This is a genomic window from Candidatus Obscuribacterales bacterium, assembly GCA_036703605.1.
Taxonomy (GTDB): domain Bacteria; phylum Cyanobacteriota; class Cyanobacteriia; order RECH01; family RECH01; genus RECH01.
Window position 1 is genome coordinate 1 of record DATNRH010000720.1, and the last position, 1,077, is coordinate 1,077.

The 1,077-nt window shown below is 52.8% G+C and carries 2 protein-coding genes; both read right to left on the reverse strand.

Annotation, left to right across the window (positions count from 1 at the left end):
- Positions 1–644, reverse strand: a 644-nt coding sequence (locus tag V6D20_15110; protein HEY9817109.1) for a hypothetical protein, incomplete at its 3' end; no start/stop codon positions are given.
- Between the two features lie 16 nt (positions 645–660).
- On the reverse strand, positions 661–1,077 hold a 417-nt coding region (locus V6D20_15115; GenBank protein HEY9817110.1), incomplete at its 5' end, for a diguanylate cyclase.

A 1,077-nucleotide genomic window follows, 5' to 3' on the forward strand; every position in this document is an offset into this window, starting at 1 on the left:
AGAGAATAAGAGACAAGCTGCGAGCTATCTTCATCGTCAAACAGGTTGATTTCAGATAAGTCCGCAGGGATCAAGCGCTCGATGCTCTCCAGTATCGTTTGCAGTGTGGTTTCAAGATCGAGACTGGCTGCAATTGCCTGGCTGAGCTCGGTGATAATCTTGAGGGCCTGATCGGAAAAACCGGTTTGTTCTGGTGCAGAACCATCTCCCTCCAGCACGAATTGGGGCCGTCTCAAAGAGACCAGTACGGCCAGTTCAGCACCATGGGGAACCTGATAAGAGACACCCTCAATAAGGCGCCCGTCGAGTGAGAAGCTGGCTTGACCCTCTGCCGCGCACAGGCTGAAAAAAGCTTCACTCGGACGCGCTCGCCGTGCCAGATGCTCTAGATTGGGAATCTCTTCCCCCAGCTCGAACAGCTGGCGGGCTTGTTGGTTTAGGTAGGAGAGGCGCCCTCCAGGCTGGACGAGCAAAACAGCCTCGGCATGCGGATCGAGGTCGAGAGGCAGGAAGGAGGAGTTCCTGGATTGCAGGCGGGGTTGCTCTTTTGGTAGGAAACGCAGCACCAACACGATCAGGACCGATAAGCCCAGTCCTATCGCCAGGAAGAGTAAACCCAGAGCAAGCGAATCGATAGAAGCCATAAATAATTGATAGGTGCTAACTCTCGTTTCGGCGCGCCTCAGCTGCCAGTTCGGTAATTTCGCGTATATCGGCAAATTGATACTGCGCAGGTGAGACCATACCAATCGCCATTTCCATCAAAGGTGACTGCACCTCTCGCCCGCGGTCATCTGCCGCCACAAGAAACCCTTGCTCCCGATCCATAAAGTTGTAGTGGGTGAGCACTTCCTCGGCAAAGCGGGATTTGAGATTTTGGTGGACGGCTGATGCAACTTGCTCGTCAAGGATGATGATGAAATTATCCCCTCCGGCATGACCGATAAAATCTTTGGGTGTGCCAAATTGATCTACCACCTCGCCCATCAGCATGGCGGTGAAGCGCAAGACATCATCACCGGCGACAAATCCATAGACATCTTTAAAGGCATCAAAATGATTGATGCGGGTGTCTAA